Raw genomic sequence first — 16,960 nt, 5'->3', positions numbered from 1 at the left:
TATGTAAATGGAGAAAATATTCCAAATTTGTTTCATGTAGGTGACGATTGTCTGGCTAAGATTTTGTTTTGAAATGAAGAATTGCGTTTTAAAGGCGGAAATTCCAAAGTGAAACTGTTGCGATCCTGGCCTTTGGCGGGGAATGGAGAGGTATATATATGGTCAAGCTGAGCGTGATAGGCGCGGGCAGGCTGGGGCGCAGCCTGGCGCGGCTGGCGCATCTGTCCGGCGCGTGCCGGATGGTGGATGTGGCGGGGCGGAGCGAGGCGTCGCTGCGAGCGGCGCGCGATTTCATCGGCGCCGGGAATGTGGTGTCGGACTGGCGAGGGCTGGCCGCGGCGGACTTCTATCTATTGGCGGTGCCGGACGCGGCGATCGCTGATTGCGCGCGCGCGCTGGCCGAGGCGGATGCGTTGCCCGCGGGCAGCGTGGCGTTTCATGCCAGCGGGGCGGGGGAGGCTGCGTTGCTGGCGCCGTTGGCTAGGCGCGGCGTGCTGACTGCCAGCCTGCATCCGGCGTTTTCTTTCGCCGATCCGCAACGAGCCGTCGAGACCTTTGCCGGCACGCTGTGCGCGCTGGAAGGGAATGAGGCTGCCTGCGAGCGTCTGGCAGGTCTGGCGCGACTATTGGGCGGCAGGCCGTTCCGGCTGGCGCCTGGCGGCAAGGCGGCGTACCACGCCGGCCTGTCGGTGGCTTCCAATTATCTGGTGGCGCTGACGGCGATGGCGGAGGCGCTGGAGCGCAGGGCGGGCGTGCCGGACGATTTGCTCGGCGATTTGCTGGGCGGCCTGATGCGGCAGACGCTGGACAATGCGCTGGCGCTGGGGCCGTATCGCGCCTTGACCGGCCCGGTCTTGCGCGGCGATGCCGGCACGGTGGCCGGGCACTTGGCCGTGCTGCCCGACGCTGGCGCGGAGGCGGCGTATCGGGCCATGGGCTTGCAAACGCTGGCCTTGGCCGGCGAGCGGCTGGCCGAGCCAGCGCGCGGCGAAATGCGCGCGCTGCTGGAGGGGGCTAGTTGGACTGGGGAAGCTTGAAGACCTGGCGCAGGTAGGCGAGGAAGGTCTCGTCGCTGCACATGGTCTTGCCGGGGCTGTCCGACAGCTTGGCCACCGGCTGGCCGTTGCAGCTGACCAGCTTCAGCACGATCTGCAGCGGCTCCAGCCCCATATCGTTGGTGAAGTGGGTGCCGATGCCGAAGCTGACCTGGATGTGCGGGCTGAAGTGGCGCTGCAGCTCCAGCGCGCTGTCCACGCTGAGGCCGTCGCTGAAGGTCAGCATTTTGCTGGCCGGGTCTATGCGCAGCTTGCGGTAATGCGCGAGGGCCTTGTCGCCCCATGCATAAGGGTCGCCGCTGTCGTGGCGCAGGCCGTCGAACAGCTTGGCGAAGTACAGGTCGAAATCCGCCAGGAAGGCATCCATGCCCACCACATCGGTCAGGGCGATGCCCAGGTCGCCGCGGTATTCCTGCACCCAGGATTCCAGCGCCGCTTTTTGAAAGTCTCTGAGCCGCACGCCCAGGGCCTGGAAGGCCTGGAAGAATTCATGCGCCATGGTGCCTATGGGCGTGATGCCGAACTTGCGCGCCAGGTAGACGTTGCTGGTGCCGCGGAACACTTGCGGCAGGGCATGGTTCAACCTTTGCACGACGTGGGCTTGCCAGTCCCGGCTGAAGCGGCGGCGGGTGCCGAAGTCCGCTATCAGCAGCGGGAAGCGCTGGCCGGCGGCCTCTTCGCGCTGGAAGCGCTCCAGCGCGTCTATCTTAGCCTCCAGTCGGCGGCGGCCCTCCTGGCGCACCGCTTCGCTGTCCAGCGCGCGGAAGTACAGCTCATTGACGATGGCCAGCACGAAGATCTCGAAGAACATCGCCTGCACCATCGGGCCTTTGATATGGATGGCGAGCTGGCCCGCGTCTTCGCTGACGGTGATGAAGCGGCGCTGCAGGTGGAACAATTCCAGATAATCGACGAAATCGCTCTTGATGAAGCGCAGGCTGCGCAGATAGCCCAGCTCGTCCTGCTGGAAGCGCAGCTGGCACAGCATGTCCAGTTGCGCTTCCAACTGCGCCTTCAGCAGGGATAGCGGCGTGTCCGGATGGTTGCGGCAACGGAATTCATACTCGCCATGGGCGGCCGGGAATTGGTGCAGCACCACTTGCAGCATGGTGAACTTGTAGAGGTCGGTATCCAGCAGCGAGTGGATGATGGGCGTGGTCTTGGACATGGCTGCGCGTCTCAGGCGGCGTGGATCACGAAGATGGCCGGGCGCTTGTGCAGGTCCGGCGCGTCCTTGGGCCAGTCCTGCACCCGGTGGCTGACTATGGTCTGCGTCGGCAGCGTCAAGTCGCAGGCTACCGCGAGCCGGGTGGCGGGCGCCAGCGTTTCGCGCAGCTGCGCCAGCAGCGCGTTGTTGCGGTACGGCGTTTCGATGAACAGCTGGGTCTCGTTGTGCTTGCGCGAGCGTTGTTCCAGCTCCTTCACCAGTTTGGCCTTTTCCGCGGCGTCCACCGGCAGGTAGCCGTGGAAGGCGAAGCATTGGCCGTTGGCGCCGCTGGCCATCAAGGCCAGCAGGATGGACGAGGGGCCGATCAGCGGTTCGACGCGGATGCCGTGGCGGTGCGCCAGCGCCACCAGTTGCGCGCCGGGGTCGGCCACCGCCGGGCAGCCGGCTTCGGAGATCAGACCGACATCGTGGCCGGCTTTCAGCGGCGCGAGCAAGGCGGCGACGTCCGCCTCCTTGGTGTGCTCGTTCAGCGTGCTCATGGCCAGCTCGCGGATCGGCGTCGTCACGCCTAGCGCCTTCAGGTGCTTGCGCGCGGTTTTTTCCGCCTCGACCACGAAGTGGGTGATGTGGATCACCTTGGCGCGCTCGCCTTCCGGCAGCCAGGCGATGTTTTCGTCGCCCAGCGGGGCGGGGATCAGGAACAGCGTGCCGCTCATTTCAGCACCTCCACGCCTTCATTGGCCAGCAGGGTGATCAGCTGGAACAGCGGCACGCCGATCAGCGCGTTGGGATCGTCAGATTCCACTTTTTCCAGCAGCGCGCCGCCCAGGCCTTCGCTCTTGGCGCTGCCGGCGCAGTGCAGCGCGTCCGGCTCGCGGGTGAGGTAGTTGCGGATTTGCGCTTCGCTCAGCTGACGCAAAGTCACGCGGGTGATGCCCACGCATTCCTGCAGTCTGCCAGTGTGGCTGTTATGCAACGCCAGCGCCGAATGAAACACCACGGTACGGCCGCTCATCCACTTGAGCATTTCCACGCCGTTTTCAAAGCTGCCGGGCTTGCCTATCTGCTTGCCGTCCAGCAGCGCCACCTGGTCGGACCCTATGATGAGCGCGTTCGGGTATTTGCCGGACAGCGACTGCGCCTTGACGCGCGCCAGGCGCACCGCGGTTTCCAGCGCGGTTTCGCCGGGAAGCGGCGTTTCGTCGCAGATGGGCGGTTCGGCGCTGAACGGCAGGCCCAGGCGGGCGATGATTTCTTGGCGGTAGCGGGAGGTGGATGCCAGTACGATGTGCATGGTTCTTGCCTGGTTTCGGCCGCGCGGCGCGCTCCGTCCGCGCGGCGGCGGCGGATGGCTCGGGCTTGCCTTGTTTCTTTTGACAAATCAGGGGAATGGATTGTACCATGCGGAGTTTATGTCTAAACCGATTTTGATCGATCCGCTCAAGTTCGCCCGGGAGGGGCGTTCGCTGGCTGGCAAAGCGCCGGTTGGCGAATTGGACGAGCGCATTCGCAGCGACCTAGCAGACGCTTCCGGCGAAGTGTCGTACCAGCTCGACGGTTTCATCGATGAAGTGCGGCGCCCCGCGTTGCGCATTCGTCTGACCGCCGCGCTGAGCGTCACTTGCCAGCGTTGTCTGGACGGCATGCCGTTCAGCCTGGACACCGATTCGGTGCTCACGCTGTTCACAAGCCAGGACAAACTGGAAGAAGCCTGCGAACAGGACGACACGCTGGATGCGATTCTCGCCGAGCCCGAACTCGACGCTATTGCGCTGATCGAAGACGAAATCATCATGGGCTTGCCGCATTCGCCGAAACACGACGACTGCGGCAGGGATACTCTCTCGCTCGCCAAGGCTGACAAGCCCAATCCGTTTGCGGTGCTGGCGGCGCTTAAGAGACCCAAGTCCGAGTAACCCGGATTCGCATTAGAATCTACTTGAATTTCTTAGGAGTCGACCATGGCTGTTCAACAGAACAAAAAGTCCCCGTCCAAGCGCGGCATGCATCGTGCACACGATTTTCTGACCGCCCCGGCCCTGGCAGTTGAAGCCAGCACCGGTGAAGCCCACCTGCGCCACCACATCAGCCCGAACGGCTTTTACCGTGGCCGCAAGGTTGTGAAGACCAAGGGCGAGTAATTCGCTCCTGTCCTTTGCATCCTATCCTTAAGTAGGCACTATTACCGCAATCGTTGATGACTATCACCGTCGCGGTTGATGCTATGGGCGGTGACGTTGGCCTCAAGGTTACCGTCCCGGCATCGATCCAATTCCTGCAAGACCACCCCGACACCCATCTCATTCTCGTAGGAGACCAGCCTGCCCTGGAGGCGGAACTGGCCCTGCATGCGGGCGCCGTGCGTGAGCGCATCCTCATCCAGCACGCCACTCAAGTGGTGGGCATGGACGAGGCGCCTCAGCTCGCCCTGAAGAATAAGAAGGATTCGTCGATGCGGGTGGCGATCAATCTGGTCAAGGAAGGCAAGGCGCAGGCCGCTGTTTCCGCCGGCAATACCGGCGCGTTGATGGCTACCGCGCGTTTCGTCCTCAAGACCATTCCGGGCATCGACCGTCCCGCCATCGCCAAGCTGCTGCCCAATGTCAAGGGCACTTCCTGCGTGCTGGATCTGGGCGCCAACGTCGATTGCACTCCAGAACAACTGTTGCAGTTCGGCATCATGGGTTCCGAACTGGTGGCCGGCCTGCAAGGCAAGGCCAACCCTTCCATCGGTCTGCTGAATATCGGCAGCGAGGACATCAAGGGCAACGATAACATCAAGAAGACTGCCGAACTGCTGCGCCAGTCGGAGCTGAATTTCTACGGCAACGTGGAAGGCGACGACATCTGCAAGGGCACGGTGGATGTGGTAGTCTGCGACGGTTTTACCGGCAATGTGGCGCTGAAGACAGCTGAGGGGCTGGCGCACATGTTTGCCGTATTCCTGAAGGAAGAGTTCAGCCGCAGCTGGTGGACGCGCTTGTGCGCGCTGGCCGCGCTGCCGGTGCTGGGGCTCTTCAAGAAGCGCATCGATCCGCGCCGCTACAACGGGGCCAGCTTGCTGGGTCTGCGCGGCATCGTGGTGAAGAGCCACGGCGGCGCCGATGTCACAGGATTCCGTTACGCGTTGGCGCAGGCATGCGAGGAGGCCGGCTCCGACGTGATTGGTCACATTGCCGAACGGGTTGCCACACAACTAGACAAGCTCAAGCAATCCGAGGCAGAAGCGAACTGACATACATGGGCTATTCCCGCATTCTCGGCACCGGCAGTTTTCTGCCGTCCCAGGTGCTCACCAATGCGCAATTGGCCGAACGCGTGGAGACCAGCGACGAGTGGATCGTCTCTCGCACTGGCATCCGCGCGCGCCATATTGCCGACGATGAGCACAAGACCAGCGATCTGGCGCTGAGGGCGGCTGAGGCCGCCATCGCCAGCGCCGGCATCGCCAAGGACGAGATCGATCTGATCATCGTCGCCACCACCACCCCGGACATGATTTTCCCCAGCACGGCCTGCATCTTGCAGGAGAAGCTGGGTCTGCCCGGCATTCCCGCTTTCGACGTGCAGGCTGTGTGCGCCGGCTTCATCTACGCGCTCAATACCGCCAACGCCTATATCAAGAGCGGCATGGCGAAGAAGGCGCTGGTGGTCGGGGCCGAGATCATGTCGCGCGTGCTGGACTGGGAGGATCGCCGCACTTGCGTGTTGTTCGGCGACGGCGCCGGCGCCGTGGTGCTGGGCGCATCCGAGGAGCCGGGCATTCTGCATGCCAAGTTGGCTGCCGATGGCCGCTATCAGGGCTTGCTGAATACGCCGGCGCAGATTTCCAGCGGCAAGATTCAGGGTATTCCATATCTGCATATGGACGGACCGGCGGTGTTCAAATTCGCCGTCAAGTCGCTATCCGAGATCGCGCAGTCCACGCTGGCCGAGGCCGGGGTGGACAAGAGCGCCGTCGATTGGCTGGTGCCGCACCAGGCCAATCTGCGCATCATCGAATCTACTGCCAAACATTTGGGTCTGCCCATGGACAAGGTCATCGTCACCTTGCCGGAGCAGGGCAATACCTCGGCGGCGTCTATTCCGCTGGCGTTGGATGTCGCGGTGAGAGATGGGCGTATCCAGCGCGGCCAGACCGTGCTGCTCGAGGGCATAGGCGGTGGTTTCGCCTGGGGCGCCGCGCTGCTGATCTTTTGATAGGCGGGTGATGCGAAAACGGAGTTTCGCTGCTATTTCGCCGATTATCAGCGGTTTTTTTGCTGATCGGGCTTGGCAGCGGGGGGCGTCTTGCGTCATTCTTTGCGTCGAATTCAGTGGAGTCGACTATGACTTTTGCTTTTCTGTTTCCTGGCCAGGGCTCGCAGAGCCTGAAAATGATGGACGGCTTCGCCGACCTGCCGGTCGTGCAGCATACCTTTCAAGAGGCTTCCGACACGCTGTCGATAGATCTGTGGGCCATGCTGCAGGCGGACAACGCCGACGCCATCAATGCCACCGTGAATACCCAGCCCATCATGCTGGCCGCCGGCTATGCCACCTATCTGGCTTGGCAAGACCTGAACGGCAAGCAGCCGGCCGTGGTTGCCGGTCATAGCCTGGGCGAATACACCGCCCTGGTGGCCGCCGGCGCGCTGCCGTTCGCCGAGGCGGTCAAGCTGGTTCGCCTGCGCGCCGAAGCGATGCAGGCCGCGGTGCCTGCCGGCACCGGCGCGATGGCCGCCATTCTGAATCTGTCCGACGACGACATCCGCGCCGCCTGCGCCGAAGCCGCTCAGGGCGAGGTGGTGGAGCCGGTCAATTTCAACTCGCCGGGCCAGGTGGTGATCGCTGGCCACAAGGCCGCGGTGGAGCGCGCCATGGAGGCATGCAAGGCCAGAGGCGCCAAGCGCGCGCTGCCGCTGCCGGTATCCGTGCCCTCGCATTGCTCGCTGATGCGCCCGGCCGCGGAGCGTCTGGCCGCCGCCTTGAAGGATGTGCACCTTAACGTGCCGGCCATTCCGGTGCTGCATAATGCCGACGTCGCCAGTTACGGCGACCCGGATCAGATTCGGGATGCGCTGACGCGCCAGCTCTATATGCCGGTGCGCTGGACCGAAACCATCCAGAAGCTGGCCGGCGACGGCGTGACGCTGATGGCCGAGTGCGGTCCGGGCAAGGTGCTGGCGGGTCTCGCCAAGCGCATTGACGGCAACGTCAAGTGCCTGACGTTGACCGATCGCGCCGCGCTGGAAGCGGCAAGCGCCGAACTGCTGTAAACGCACAGAATAGGCGGACCGGCGGCTGGCCGGTTCGCGGCGCCGCGCTCCGCGCGGGGCGGGCGCCGATAAAAAGGAGACATACTCTTATGAGTCTGCAGGGCAAAATAGCGCTGGTGACCGGCGCCTCGCGCGGCATAGGCGCGGCCATCGCCGACGCTTTGGCGGCTGAAGGCGCTGTCGTCATCGGCACCGCCACCTCGGAATCCGGCGCGGCGGCCATTCAGGAGCGCCTGTCCGGCAAGGGCGGCGCGGGCCGCGTGCTGAACGTGACCGAGCAAGGCGCGGTCGAGGCGCTGGTGGAGGCGGTGGAGAAGGAATTCGGCGCCATAGCCGTGCTGGTCAACAACGCGGGCATCACCCGCGACGGCCTGCTGATGCGCATGAAGGACGAGGATTGGGACGCCATCATGGACACCAATCTGAAGTCTGTATTCAAGACGTCCAAGGCTGTAATGCGCGGCATGATGAAAGCCCGCAGCGGCCGCATCGTCAACATCGCCTCCGTGGTGGGAGCGATGGGCAATGCCGGCCAGGCCAACTACGCGGCGGCCAAGGCGGGCATCATGGGCTTCACCAAGTCCATGGCGCGCGAAGTCGGCAGCCGCGGCATCACGGTCAATTGCGTGGCGCCGGGCTTCATCGACACCGACATGACCCGCGCGCTGCCGGAAGCGCAGCGCGAGGCGCTGGTGGGGCAGATCGCCCTGGGCCGCCTGGGCGACGCCAAAGACATCGCCGATGCCGTCGTATTTTTGGCATCGGATCGGGCTGCGTATATCACGGGCCAGACATTGCATGTAAACGGTGGCATGCTGATGCCGTAAAACGGGGCAATCCCGATTTAAGGCAAGATTTAGGTAGGCTGCTCTAATTTTTTTTTGTAGAATACCGGGGTTTTGTGATCCCGAATCAGAAAGGTCAAGGGTTTATACAAATGGAAAACATCGAAGCGCGCGTTAAGAAGATCGTCGCCGAACAACTGGGCGTGAACGAAGCCGAAGTGAAAAACGAATCCTCCTTCGTTGACGATCTGGGCGCCGATTCTCTCGACACCGTTGAGCTGGTCATGGCTCTGGAAGAAGAGTTCGAGTGCGAGATTCCGGACGAAGACGCAGAGAAGATCACCAGCGTTCAGCAAGCGATCGACTACGTTACCGCTCATCTGAACAAGTAATCCCTTTCTTCGGGACCAGGACCTCTGCGTGGTGGCGCTTCGGCTCGCCTGCAGAGGTTCTTTTGTTAAGAAGGTTCCAAACGCGCGTTTGAACCTGGCTTGTGCTTGTCAGCCGCGCGTGGTTTCATCGGGAGACTGCCCTCCCATCTCTCACGGAGATTCTTCGTGTCCAAACGCAGAGTAGTAGTCACCGGCCTGGGTCACGTGTCCCCGGTCGGCAACGACGTCGCCACCGGCTGGACCAATCTGTTGGCCGGCAAGAGCGGCATCGCCAAAATCACCCGTTTCGACGCCAGCGACATGGCCTGCCAGATCGCTGGCGAGGTCAAGGACTTCAATATCGGCGACTACATTTCGCCGAAGGAAGCGCGTCGCAACGACCTGTTCATCCACTATGGCATCGCCGCGGCCCTGCAGGCCGTCGCCGACGCCGGCCTGGATGACGTCCCAGGTCTGGACAAGACCCGCGTCGGCGTCAATATCGGCTCCGGCATCGGCGGCCTGCCGCTGATCGAGGAAACCGGCGTGGCGCTGATGGAAGGCGGTCCGCGCAAGATCGGCCCGTTCTTCATTCCCGGCTCGCTGATCAATCTGATCGCCGGCCAGGTATCCATCCTGAAGGGCTATCAGGGGCCGAGCTATGGCATCGTGTCCGCCTGCACCACCGGCGCGCACTGCATCGGCGACGCTGCTCGGCTGATCCAGTACGGCGACGCCGACGTGATGGTGGCCGGCGGCGCCGAGGGCGCGGTATCGCGCCTGGGCATAGGCGGCTTCGCCGCGATGAAGGCGATGTCCACCCGCAACGACGATCCGGAAGCCGCGTCCCGCCCCTGGGACAAGGGCCGCGATGGTTTCGTGATGGGCGAAGGCGCCGGCGTGCTGGTGCTGGAGGAGTACGAGCATGCGGTGAAGCGCGGCGCCAAGATCTATGCCGAGCTGATAGGCTTCGGCATGAGCTCGGATGCGCACCACATCACCGCTCCCAGCTCCGAGGGTCCTGCCCGCGGCGTGAGCAACGCGCTGCGCGACGCCGGCATCAACGCCGACGCGGTGCAGTACGTCAATGCGCACGGCACGTCCACGCCGCTGGGCGACGCCAACGAAACGACCGCCATCAAGATGGCTTTCGGCGATCACGCCAAGAAGCTGGTGGTCAACTCCACCAAGTCGATGACCGGCCACCTGTTGGGCGGCGCAGGCGGCGTGGAGGCGATCTACACCATCCTGGCTATCCACAACCAGGTGTCGCCGCCTACCATCAACATGGTGGAGCAGGACATCGAGGCCGGCTGCGATCTGGATTACGTGGCCAATACCGCGCGCGACATGAAGATCGAAGTGGGCATTTCCAACTCCTTCGGCTTCGGCGGCACCAACGGCACTCTGGTGTTCAAGCGCGTGTAAGACAGTCGAAACATTCGATTGACAGAGCGAACCGCTGCGCTACACTCGCAGCGGTTTTTCTTTTTTCCGCCGCCGCGCGCAAGGCTGGCCGGCGGCAGTCGCAAATCAGTGCCGGGCCTTGCCGGCCCAGGATTCCCGATGTTCACGCAGAAACTCGACTTCATCCCCGACTTGCTGGCGCTGCATGTTTCGGATCGCGAGAATTTTCCCTACCTGATGCAATCGTCCGGCGACAGCGGCTGGGACCTGCTGCTGATGCAGCGGGACCGGCGCGTGTTTCGCAGCGGCGAGGGGCACGCCTTTCTTGAGACGATCCGCGGCTTCCAGCCGCGCGCGGTGTCCAATCCGCATGGGCTGCCCTTTGTCGGCGGCTGGTTCGTCTACCTGGCCTATGACCTGCTTTCCGAGTTCGAGCCGCATGTGCCGGACGCGTTGCCGGATAGCTTTCCGCTGGCGGTGTGGGCGCGCGCGCCGGCCGCAGTGCTGGTTGACCGCGTGAAAAACGAAGCCTGGCTGGTCGGCGAAACCGCCGACGACTGGCACCGGCTGGAGATGCTGGTCAGCCGGCGTCCGTCCTTCCAGCCATCGCCGGTGGCGCTGGCCGCATTGGAAGAGGATCCGCCCGAGTGGTATACCGACGCGGTGCGGCGGCTCAAGCGCTACATCTACGAAGGCGATGTGTTTCAGGTCAATATTTCGCGCGGCTGGCGCGCCCAGCTGGCCGACGGCATCGCCGCGGCCGACTTGTTCGCCGCGCTGCGCCGCGCCAATCCGGCGCCGTTTTCCGCATTGGCGGATTTCGGCGACGCGCAGATCGTCAGCTCCTCGCCGGAACGCCTGGTGCGGGTGAAGGACGGCTGGGCGGAAACCCGGCCCATCGCCGGCACCCATCCGCGCTCGCAAGATCCTATCGAGGATGCCGCGCTGAAGCAGCGGCTGATCAGCAGCGTCAAGGAGCGGGCCGAGCACGTGATGTTGATCGACCTGGAGCGCAACGACCTGGGCCGCATCAGCCGGCCGGGCACGGTGGAGGTGAACGAGCTGATGGCGGTGGCCAGCTACGCCTATGTCCACCATATCGAATCCAATGTCCGCGGCATGCTGCGCGACGATATCGCGCCGGCGGACGTGTTGCGCGCGCTGTTCCCCGGCGGCACCATCACCGGCTGTCCCAAGGTGCGCACCATGCAGATCATCCGCGAGCTGGAAAACTGCGCGCGCCGCGCCTACACCGGCAGCCTGGGATATTTGAACCGCGATGGCAGCATGGATTTCAATATCCTGATCCGAACCTTCATGCAAGAGGGCAGCGTGTTGCGCTTTCGCGCCGGCGGCGGCATCGTCGCCGATTCCGACCCCGAGCGCGAGCTGCAGGAAACCCGCCACAAGGCGCGCGGCTTGCTGCGCGCGCTGGGCGTGGAGCAGGCCTGATGGCCATGCTGGTCAACGGCCGGCCAGGGGACGCGGTATCGGTCCTGGACCGCGGCTTCGCCTACGGCGACGGCGTGTTCCGCACGCTGCAGCTGCGCCATGGCCGGCCGTGGATGTGGCGCTGGCAGTACGCGCGGCTCTGCGACGACGCGGCGCGGCTGAGGCTGGAGGCGCCGGACGAGGGGCTGTTGCTGGACGAGCTGCTGGCCTTGGGGCGCGAGCATGCGCTGGCGGTGGGCAAGATCGTGCTGACCCGCGGCGCGGGCGCGCGCGGCTATGCGATGTCGGCTGCGGGCGCGCCTACGCGCGTCGTCTCCGCCGCGCCCTGGGCCGGCTATCCGGCCGAATACGGCGAGCGGGGCGTAGTTGCTCGCTGGTGCGAGCTGAGGCTGTCTGTGCAGCCGGCGCTGGCCGGGATCAAGCATTTGAACCGGCTGGAAAGCGTGCTGGCGCGCTCGGAGTGGAGCGATCCGGCCATTCAGGAAGGGCTGCTGCTGGACCAGGACGGCTGGCTGGTCGAAGGCGCCATGAGCAATATCTACCTGCTGCGAGGCAGCCAGATCCTGACGCCCAGGCTGGATCGCTGCGGCGTGAACGGCGCAGTGCGGGATTGGTTGACGGAGAATGTTTCTAATTTCGGACTTGAATTTATTGAATCGCGACTTTCCGTTGGCGATTTGATTGACGCGGAAGCGGCCTTTCTCTCCAATAGCCTAATGGGCATCTGGCCGCTGGCCCGCCTGGGCGAGCGCGTCTGGATGCCATCCCCTTTGCTGCAATCGCTGCGGCAAGCCTTGTTGCAACAAGCCTGAAGCCTGGCGCCGGAGGACGAACCGGCGTCGAGTTTCACCTGCCGCCGCGCGGGCTTCTCCCTGATCGCGAATCATCCGGCGTCTGCCCGGAGGGGCGGCTTTTGTCCGCGCGCGGCGAAGGGCTGATAAAACAGACTAAGAGGTGGCCTTTTGAAATTGATTCTGAAATTACTGGCCGGCATGGCGCTGGGCATGGCGCTCGGCCTGCACGCGCCGGATGCGCTGCAGTCGCTGCTGCTGACTTTCAAGGGCCTGTTCGGCCAATTCATCGGCTTCATGATCCCGCTGATCATCGTGTTCTACATCATGCACGGCATCGCTGCGCTGGAGAGCGGCTCCAGCCGCATGTTGGGCTGGACCGTGGGCCTGGCATACGCTTCCACCGTGCTGTCCGGCTCGCTGGCGTTCGGCGCGGCTTCGGCGCTGCTGCCGCAATGGGTGGGCGCGGCGGTCGAGGCGCCGGCTGCGGCAAGCGCGGCCGCGCCGCTGTTCAAGCTGGAGATCAAGCCCTTGTTCGACGTGATGACGGCGCTGACGCTGGCCTTCGTGTTCGGCCTGGGCATTTCCGCAACCGGCGCGGCGCGGCTGCGCGAGCTGGCGGAGCAGGGCAAGGACATCGTCGAGAAAGTGCTGTCCAAAGTGCTGGTGCCGCTGTTGCCGGCCTATATCGCTTGCGTGTTCGCCGACATGGCGGCGGCGGGCACCGCCTTCGCTACGCTGAAGACCTTCGCCGTGGTGCTGCTGCTGGCCATCGCCCTGCACGCTGTGTGGCTGGCGCTGCTGTACGGCATGAGCGGGCTGTTGTTGGGCCGTAATCCGTTTTCCTTGCTGCGCGCCATGTTGCCGGCCTATTTCACGGCATTGGGCACCATGTCTTCGGCAGCCACCATCCCGGTGGCGCTGCGTTCTGCCGGCGACATGCGGGTGGCGGGGCCGGTGGCGAGCTTCGTGATGCCGCTGTGCGCCACCATCCATCTGTGCGGCTCCACCATCACGCTGGTCTGCTGCGCCGCCGCCGTCATGCTGATGACTGAGGGTCTGGCGCTGCCGGGCTGGGACGTGATGCTGCCGTTCATCTTGCTGCTGGGCGTGACCATGGTGGCGGCGCCGGGCGCGCCGGGCGGCGGCGTGATGTCGGCGCTGGGCATCTTGTCCAGCGTGCTGGGTTTTCCCGAAGGCGCGCTGGCGTTGATGATCGCGCTCTATCTGGCGCAGGACAGCTTCGGCACCGCCTGCAACGTGGCGGGAGACGGCGTGATCGCGCTATGGGTGGAGAAGATGGCGCTGCGTCCGCGGCTTGAGATGCAAAATGGTTGAGAGTGATTTGCATAGCAGAACAAGTGATTTTTGCGGCGCGGCTTCATTCGGTATAGTGCTCCGCATGCCGAGTCGCCTGGCGCATTTCCGGGCGTTGAGTTTTCGGTTTCTCTCGTGAGTCGTGTTTTTAGGCCGGGCGCTTGCCCGGCCTTTTTCTTGTCTACAGCGGCTGGAACCATTCCTCGCGCGCGGGCAGGGCCAGCCCGTGGCGCAGGCGGGCGGCCTGCCAGGCGGAGCGGAACGCTTCGCGATCGGCCAGGCCGGGATAGACCTCCATCCAGGTCTGCGGGTCGTCGCAGCGGCGCAGCAGTTCGCCGGTCCAGCCGGCGGCGGCCAGCTCGGCTTGCAGCGCGCGCAGCTTGTCCAGCGTTTCGCCGGATTCGGAGGGCGCTTTGAAATAACAGTACAGCGTGGCGGTCATGTGGTCTCCGGGACTGGCCAGGGCGGCAAAATTGTTTATGATAGGCCTTCGCGCCGCGGATGTGGCGGCTGAACAAGGGGATGCAGGTGCAGCAGATAGACACGCTGGTGGTGGCGGGCGTCGGCCTGATCGGCGGCTCGTTCGCGCTGGCGCTCAAGCGGGCGGGCCGGGTGCGCCGGGTGATAGGCGTGGGCCGCACGCTGGCCAATCTGGAAAGCGCGCTGGCGCTGGGCGTGGCCGACGAGATCACGCAGGACATCGCCGCCGTCGCGCATCGCGCCGACATGGCGCTGCTGGCGGCGCCGGTGGGCCAGATGGGCGCGCTGATGCGCGCGCTGGCGCCGGGGCTGCGGCCGGGCGCCATCGTCACCGACGGCGGCAGCACCAAGAGCGATGTGGCGGCGCTGTATCGCGAGCATCTGCCCGATCACCTGCCGTGGTGCGTGCCGGCTCATCCCATCGCCGGCTCGGATCTGTCCGGCGCTTCCGCCGCCCAGTATGGCTTGTACGAAAACCGGCGCGTGGTGCTGACGCCGCTGGATGAGACGCTGCCCGAGGCGGCTCACGCCGTGGCCGAGCTGTGGCGCGCCTGCGGCGCGGAAATCCACGCCATGAGCCCGGCCGAGCACGATGCCGTGTTCGCCAGCGTCAGCCATCTTCCCCATTTATTGGCCTTCGCCTATGTGGACCAAGTCGCGGCCAAGGCCGATGCCAGCCGCTGTTTTGATTTCGCCGCCACCGGCTTTCGCGATTTCACCCGCATCGCCGGCAGCCATCCGGAAATGTGGACCGACATCAGCCTGGCCAACCGCGAGGCGCTGCTGGCGGAGCTGGCCGACTACCAGGCCGGGCTGAGCCGGTTGGCGGCCTTGCTGGAAAACGGCGACGCGGCCGGTTTGAGGCAATTGTTCGGCGAGGCGCGCGCGGCGCGCACCCGCTGGCATCAGCAGTTTTTGCGCAGGAGCTAGGCATGAGCGGCAAAGTGGCGATCGTGACAGGCGGCCGCTAGCCCCTCGTTACGCCGGCCAGGAAGTTCGCCACCAGCGGGGAGTCCTCGTCGCGGCGGGTGGCGATGCCCATCGCCAGGTAGGCGTCCGCGTCCGACAGCGGCACATAGCTCACCGCGGGGATCTGCACGCACTCCAGCGGCGAGGGCAGGATGGCGGCGCCGACGCCGGCCGCCACCAGCCCGATCTGGGTGATCGCCTCTCCCGCCTCCTGCACCACGTTCAACGCCAGTCCGTTTTGCCGCGCCAGTTGCAGAATCACGTCGCGCAGGCCGGCGCCGGAGTCCGGCGGGTAGCCTATCAGCGGCGCGTCGGCCAATTGCCGCAGCGCGATGGCGGGCTCGCCGGCCAGGGGATGGCCGCTGGGCAGGACGGCCAGCAGGCGGTCGCGATGCAATTCCTCCACCCGGATTTGCGGACTGGGCGTCGGGCCGTTGAAGCGGACGAAGCCGAGGTCCAGCCGCCTTTTTTCCAGCGCGTCGAATTGGCCGGCGGTGAACATTTCGCGCAGCGTCAGCTTCACATCCGGATAGGCCTCGCGGTAATGGTGCAGGCTGCGATGCAGAATGGGCGTCAAGGGCAGCGAGGAGGTGAAGCCTATGCGCAACTCGCCGATATCGCCGGCGGCGGCGCGGCGGGCGGCGTCCACCGCGGCGGCGCTGTCGGCCAGGATTTGCCGCGCGCGCGGCAGGAATTGGCTGCCGGCTGCGGTCAGCTCCACTTTGCGCTGATGGCGGCGGAACAGCGTCACGCCTAGTTCGGCCTCCAGCGCCTGGATTTGCTGGCTCAGGGGTGGCTGGCCGATGTGCAGCCGCTCGGCGGCGCGGGTGAAGTGCAGCTCCTCGGCCACGGCGAGGAAGTAGCGCAGGTGTCGCAGTTCCATTTGATATGTTTTATGTATCAATATTGATTGAAATATATATTGGACCATGGGTCAGGCCAAGCCTAAGCTGGCAGCGTTGCCAGTCTGAAGAGAATTCGCCGTGTCCGCCCCCGTTTCCGCCGCCGCTCTGCCCCAGCCGACCGCCGCGCCCTCGGCCGCAGCCAGGGGCAAGCTGCAAGCCGGCACCCCGGCTTTCCATGCTACCGCCCGCGCCATGTTCGTCGGCGGTTTCTGCACCTTCGCCATGCTGTATGGCACCCAGCCCCTGATGCCGCTGTTCGCGCATGATTTCGGCCTGACGCCGGCCGCGGCCAGCGGCGTGGTGTCGATGTCCACCGGCGCGCTGGCGCTGAGCCTGATTCCGGCCAGCCTGCTGTCCGACCGCTGCGGCCGCCGCGGCTTGATGAACGGCGCGCTGGCCTTGGGGGCGCTGCTGATGCTGTTGTCTGCCTTCGTGGGCGGCTTTGGCCAATTTCTCTGGCTGCGCGCAGCCTTCGGCGCGGCGCTGGCCGGCTTGCCGGCCGTGGCGATGGCGTATCTGAGCGAGGAAGTGGACGGCAAGTCGCTAGGCCACTCCATGGGGCTCTACATCGCCGGCAATGCCTTGGGCGGCATGTGCGGCCGTTTCCTGGCCGCGGTGCTGGCCGATCACTTCGGCTGGCGCGGCGCCGTGCTGGCCTTGGCCCTGCTGGGCTGCGGCGGCGCCTGGCTGTTCTGGCGCTGGCTGCCGCCATCGCGCCATTTCCAGCCGCGGCGGCAGGATTTCGGCCGCATGCGGGACGAGCTGGCGGCCATCTTCCGCGACGGCGGTTTGCCCTGGCTGTTTCTGGCGGCCTTTCTGCTGATGGGTTGTTTCGTCAGCCTGTACAACTACCTTGGCTTCCGCCTGCTGGCCGCGCCGTTTCATCTGAGCCAAAGCATGCTGGCCTGGGTGTTTTCGCTCTATATGGTGGGGATATGGTCGTCCGCCTGGGTGGGCAAGCTGGCGGACCGGCTGGGACGGCGCAACGTGCTGTGGCTGATG

Annotated in this window: 19 protein-coding genes; 14 read left to right on the top strand and 5 right to left on the bottom strand. The window is 64.9% G+C overall.

Features of this window, described 5'->3' with window-relative positions; all coding sequences use genetic code 11:
* Positions 1-158 precede the first annotated feature (158 nt).
* Complete coding sequence (locus C2I19_RS09125; RefSeq protein ID WP_103902391.1) at positions 159-1,037, top strand: Rossmann-like and DUF2520 domain-containing protein; 879 nt, start codon at positions 159-161, stop codon at positions 1,035-1,037.
* Here C2I19_RS09125 and pncB read toward each other — a convergent pair.
* The 3 genes from pncB to C2I19_RS09110 are packed head-to-tail and all read right to left on the bottom strand — an operon-like array spanning position 1,015 to position 3,517.
* Complete coding sequence (pncB, locus tag C2I19_RS09120) at positions 1,015-2,223, bottom strand: nicotinate phosphoribosyltransferase (protein WP_103902390.1); 1,209 nt, start codon at positions 2,221-2,223, stop codon at positions 1,015-1,017. The genes C2I19_RS09125 and pncB overlap by 23 nt on opposite strands.
* Before the next feature lie 11 nt (positions 2,224-2,234).
* Positions 2,235-2,939 (bottom strand): SAM-dependent methyltransferase, encoded by a 705-nt coding sequence (locus C2I19_RS09115; RefSeq protein WP_103902389.1) that lies wholly within the window; start codon positions 2,937-2,939, stop codon positions 2,235-2,237.
* Positions 2,936-3,517, bottom strand: coding sequence for a Maf family protein (locus C2I19_RS09110; RefSeq protein ID WP_103902388.1), 582 nt, complete (start codon positions 3,515-3,517; stop codon positions 2,936-2,938). The genes C2I19_RS09115 and C2I19_RS09110 overlap by 4 nt, the downstream gene beginning before the upstream one ends.
* Between C2I19_RS09110 and C2I19_RS09105 the strand changes: the two genes are divergently transcribed.
* The 11 genes from C2I19_RS09105 (at position 3,510) to C2I19_RS09055 (ending at position 13,625) form a co-directional block, all read left to right on the top strand.
* Complete coding sequence (locus C2I19_RS09105; RefSeq protein WP_233201154.1) at positions 3,510-4,139, top strand: YceD family protein; 630 nt, start codon at positions 3,510-3,512, stop codon at positions 4,137-4,139. The genes C2I19_RS09110 and C2I19_RS09105 overlap by 8 nt on opposite strands.
* A gap of 45 nt (positions 4,140-4,184) precedes the next feature.
* A complete protein-coding gene (gene rpmF / locus C2I19_RS09100) occupies positions 4,185-4,364 on the top strand; it encodes a 50S ribosomal protein L32 (protein WP_011136965.1) in 180 nt (59 codons plus the stop codon).
* Between the two features lie 56 nt (positions 4,365-4,420).
* On the top strand, positions 4,421-5,458 hold the full coding sequence (plsX, locus tag C2I19_RS09095; RefSeq protein WP_103902386.1) for a phosphate acyltransferase PlsX: 1,038 nt from the start codon (positions 4,421-4,423) through the stop codon (positions 5,456-5,458).
* 5 nt (positions 5,459-5,463) lie between these two features.
* On the top strand, positions 5,464-6,423 hold the full coding sequence (locus C2I19_RS09090) for a beta-ketoacyl-ACP synthase III (RefSeq protein WP_103902385.1): 960 nt from the start codon (positions 5,464-5,466) through the stop codon (positions 6,421-6,423).
* 128 nt (positions 6,424-6,551) lie between these two features.
* The gene (fabD, locus tag C2I19_RS09085) at positions 6,552-7,481 is read left to right on the top strand and encodes an ACP S-malonyltransferase (protein ID WP_103902384.1); all 930 of its coding nucleotides are present in this window, start codon (positions 6,552-6,554) and stop codon (positions 7,479-7,481) included.
* A gap of 89 nt (positions 7,482-7,570) precedes the next feature.
* Complete coding sequence (fabG, locus tag C2I19_RS09080) at positions 7,571-8,308, top strand: 3-oxoacyl-ACP reductase FabG (protein ID WP_103902383.1); 738 nt, start codon at positions 7,571-7,573, stop codon at positions 8,306-8,308.
* Positions 8,309-8,418: 110 nt separating this feature from the next.
* On the top strand, positions 8,419-8,658 hold the full coding sequence (acpP, locus tag C2I19_RS09075; protein ID WP_103902382.1) for an acyl carrier protein: 240 nt from the start codon (positions 8,419-8,421) through the stop codon (positions 8,656-8,658).
* Between the two features lie 165 nt (positions 8,659-8,823).
* Positions 8,824-10,065, top strand: a complete 1,242-nt coding sequence (gene fabF / locus C2I19_RS09070; protein ID WP_103902381.1) for a beta-ketoacyl-ACP synthase II — start codon at positions 8,824-8,826, stop codon at positions 10,063-10,065.
* Positions 10,066-10,203: 138 nt separating this feature from the next.
* Complete coding sequence (locus C2I19_RS09065; protein ID WP_103902380.1) at positions 10,204-11,496, top strand: aminodeoxychorismate synthase component I; 1,293 nt, start codon at positions 10,204-10,206, stop codon at positions 11,494-11,496.
* A complete protein-coding gene (gene pabC / locus C2I19_RS09060) occupies positions 11,496-12,308 on the top strand; it encodes an aminodeoxychorismate lyase (RefSeq protein ID WP_103902379.1) in 813 nt (270 codons plus the stop codon). Before C2I19_RS09065 ends, pabC begins: the two co-directional genes overlap by 1 nt.
* Before the next feature lie 150 nt (positions 12,309-12,458).
* Complete coding sequence (locus C2I19_RS09055; RefSeq protein ID WP_103902378.1) at positions 12,459-13,625, top strand: dicarboxylate/amino acid:cation symporter; 1,167 nt, start codon at positions 12,459-12,461, stop codon at positions 13,623-13,625.
* A gap of 160 nt (positions 13,626-13,785) precedes the next feature.
* On the opposite strand, the gene C2I19_RS09050 is transcribed toward C2I19_RS09055, so the two are convergent.
* Positions 13,786-14,046: a DUF4936 family protein gene (locus C2I19_RS09050; RefSeq protein WP_103902377.1), complete on the bottom strand. Its 261-nt coding sequence runs from the start codon at positions 14,044-14,046 to the stop codon at positions 13,786-13,788.
* An 80-nt stretch (positions 14,047-14,126) separates the two neighbouring features.
* Between C2I19_RS09050 and C2I19_RS09045 the strand changes: the two genes are divergently transcribed.
* Positions 14,127-15,014 carry a prephenate dehydrogenase gene (locus C2I19_RS09045; RefSeq protein WP_103902458.1) on the top strand — a complete coding sequence of 296 codons (888 nt, stop codon included), beginning with the start codon at positions 14,127-14,129 and terminating at the stop codon, positions 15,012-15,014.
* A gap of 37 nt (positions 15,015-15,051) precedes the next feature.
* Here C2I19_RS09045 and C2I19_RS09040 read toward each other — a convergent pair whose 3' ends face one another.
* Positions 15,052-15,936, bottom strand: coding sequence for a LysR family transcriptional regulator (locus tag C2I19_RS09040; RefSeq protein WP_103902376.1), 885 nt, complete (start codon positions 15,934-15,936; stop codon positions 15,052-15,054).
* A 100-nt stretch (positions 15,937-16,036) separates the two neighbouring features.
* Here C2I19_RS09040 and C2I19_RS09035 point away from each other — a divergent pair.
* The coding region (locus C2I19_RS09035; RefSeq protein ID WP_233201153.1) for an MFS transporter at positions 16,037-16,960 on the top strand (924 nt) is incomplete at its 3' end.

Source organism: Chromobacterium alticapitis (assembly GCF_002924365.1).
Lineage (GTDB): Bacteria > Pseudomonadota > Gammaproteobacteria > Burkholderiales > Chromobacteriaceae > Chromobacterium > Chromobacterium alticapitis.
This window is presented reverse-complemented; position numbering and strand designations above follow the sequence as displayed.

What these genes read in the sequence shown, in the direction of transcription:
- C2I19_RS09125 (WP_103902391.1), top strand. Translation starts at nt 159, where the DNA reads ATGGTCAAGCTGAGCGTGATAGGCGCGGGCAGGCTGGGGCGCAGCCTG.
- pncB (WP_103902390.1), bottom strand. Translation starts at nt 2,223, where the DNA reads ATGTCCAAGACCACGCCCATCATCCACTCGCTGCTGGATACCGACCTC.
- C2I19_RS09115 (WP_103902389.1), bottom strand. Translation starts at nt 2,939, where the DNA reads ATGAGCGGCACGCTGTTCCTGATCCCCGCCCCGCTGGGCGACGAAAAC.
- C2I19_RS09105 (WP_233201154.1), top strand. Translation starts at nt 3,510, where the DNA reads ATGTGCATGGTTCTTGCCTGGTTTCGGCCGCGCGGCGCGCTCCGTCCG.
- C2I19_RS09110 (WP_103902388.1), bottom strand. Translation starts at nt 3,517, where the DNA reads ATGCACATCGTACTGGCATCCACCTCCCGCTACCGCCAAGAAATCATC.
- rpmF (WP_011136965.1), top strand. Translation starts at nt 4,185, where the DNA reads ATGGCTGTTCAACAGAACAAAAAGTCCCCGTCCAAGCGCGGCATGCAT.
- plsX (WP_103902386.1), top strand. Translation starts at nt 4,421, where the DNA reads ATGACTATCACCGTCGCGGTTGATGCTATGGGCGGTGACGTTGGCCTC.
- C2I19_RS09090 (WP_103902385.1), top strand. Translation starts at nt 5,464, where the DNA reads ATGGGCTATTCCCGCATTCTCGGCACCGGCAGTTTTCTGCCGTCCCAG.
- fabD (WP_103902384.1), top strand. Translation starts at nt 6,552, where the DNA reads ATGACTTTTGCTTTTCTGTTTCCTGGCCAGGGCTCGCAGAGCCTGAAA.
- fabG (WP_103902383.1), top strand. Translation starts at nt 7,571, where the DNA reads ATGAGTCTGCAGGGCAAAATAGCGCTGGTGACCGGCGCCTCGCGCGGC.
- acpP (WP_103902382.1), top strand. Translation starts at nt 8,419, where the DNA reads ATGGAAAACATCGAAGCGCGCGTTAAGAAGATCGTCGCCGAACAACTG.
- C2I19_RS09065 (WP_103902380.1), top strand. Translation starts at nt 10,204, where the DNA reads ATGTTCACGCAGAAACTCGACTTCATCCCCGACTTGCTGGCGCTGCAT.
- pabC (WP_103902379.1), top strand. Translation starts at nt 11,496, where the DNA reads ATGGCCATGCTGGTCAACGGCCGGCCAGGGGACGCGGTATCGGTCCTG.
- C2I19_RS09050 (WP_103902377.1), bottom strand. Translation starts at nt 14,046, where the DNA reads ATGACCGCCACGCTGTACTGTTATTTCAAAGCGCCCTCCGAATCCGGC.
- C2I19_RS09045 (WP_103902458.1), top strand. Translation starts at nt 14,127, where the DNA reads ATGCAGGTGCAGCAGATAGACACGCTGGTGGTGGCGGGCGTCGGCCTG.
- C2I19_RS09040 (WP_103902376.1), bottom strand. Translation starts at nt 15,936, where the DNA reads ATGGAACTGCGACACCTGCGCTACTTCCTCGCCGTGGCCGAGGAGCTG.